Origin of the sequence: Emticicia sp. BO119, assembly GCF_013912375.1 — a bacterium.
In the GTDB taxonomy this organism is placed as follows: Bacteria; Bacteroidota; Bacteroidia; order Cytophagales; family Spirosomataceae; genus Emticicia.
Map to the genome: position 1 here is coordinate 1 of NZ_JACETV010000024.1, position 1405 is coordinate 1405.

Sequence of the window (1405 nt, forward strand, 5' to 3'; positions counted from 1 at the left end):
CAGTGCTTCGGCGACGACTCCACTGGTGATACATCTGTTACCAAAACCGACCAAGCCAACGATAGCGACCAGCAAGGATAAGCTATGTGTAGGAGAAGAAGCTACCTTGACAGCGACAGGCTGTAATGGGACAGTGGTATGGAGTAATGGTACAACAGGAACAAGTATTATTGTCAATACAACAGGCACTTACAATGCCAGATGTGAGACTGTCTGTGGGACGAGTGATGCATCAAATGTGATAACGATCACCCCTGGAGACACACCATCAGCACCAGTAATAACACCTGCTAATAGCAATTTATGTAATGGTGCAAGTGTAACTTTAACTGCAAATGGCTGTAGTGGAACAGTAAAATGGAATACAAATGCAACAGGTAGTAGTTTAGTAGTGTCTATTGCAGGTACTTATAGTGCGGTATGTATTAACTCTTGTGGTACAAGCAGTACATCCAATGTAGCAACCATTGTAACTGGTAATACGCCAAATGCACCAGTTGTAGCTGCCAATAACAATACTTTATGTAACGGAGCCAGTGCAACTTTGACTGCGACAGGTTGTAGTGGAACGGTAAAATGGAGTACAACAGCAACAGGCACAAGTATAATAGTAAATGTTGCTGGTACATACAGTGCGACGTGTAGCAATAGTTGTGGTGAAAGTGTAGATTCTTTGCCGGTAGTAATTATTACAGGAAGTACTCCTATACCACCAACAATTATTACAACCAGCAACAGTTTATGTAATGGAGCCAGTGCAACTTTAACAGCAAACGGATGCCTTGGAACAGTAAAATGGAGCAATAATGCCACAGGAACAAGTATCACAGTAACGACTGCAGGAACTTATAATGCAACCTGTAGCAATAGTTGTGGAACCAGTGGAGCATCGAATGTGATAACTATCACGACAGGCAATACACCAGTTGCACCAATAATCTCGAGCGATAAAGCAAGCCTATGTAGCAATGAGATGGCAACTTTGACAGCGACTGGTTGTAATGGAACAGTAAAATGGAGCAATAATGCCACAGGAGCAAGTATCACAGTAACGACTGCAGGAACTTATAATGCAACCTGTAGCAATAGTTGTGGAACCAGTGGAGCATCGAATGTAATAACCATTACGACAGGTACAACACCACCAGCACCGACGATAGCGAGCAACAAGCTGAGTTTGTGTAATGGTGAGACAGCGACCTTGACAGCGACAGGCTGTAATGGAACGGTGAAATGGAGCAACAGTTCGACAGGCACAAGTATCAATGTAACGACTGCAGGTACTTATAGTGCAACCTGTAGCAATAGTTGTGGAACCAGTGGAGCATCGAATGTGATAACAATTACGACAGGTACAACACCACCAGCACCAACCATAGCAACCAATACTAATAGTTTGTGTAAT

General features: G+C 43.2%; 1 pseudogene. It reads left to right on the forward strand.

The features are described 5' to 3' along the window. Nucleotides 1-1405 (forward strand): annotated as a pseudogene (locus H1R81_RS27240) (hypothetical protein); the annotation flags it as partial.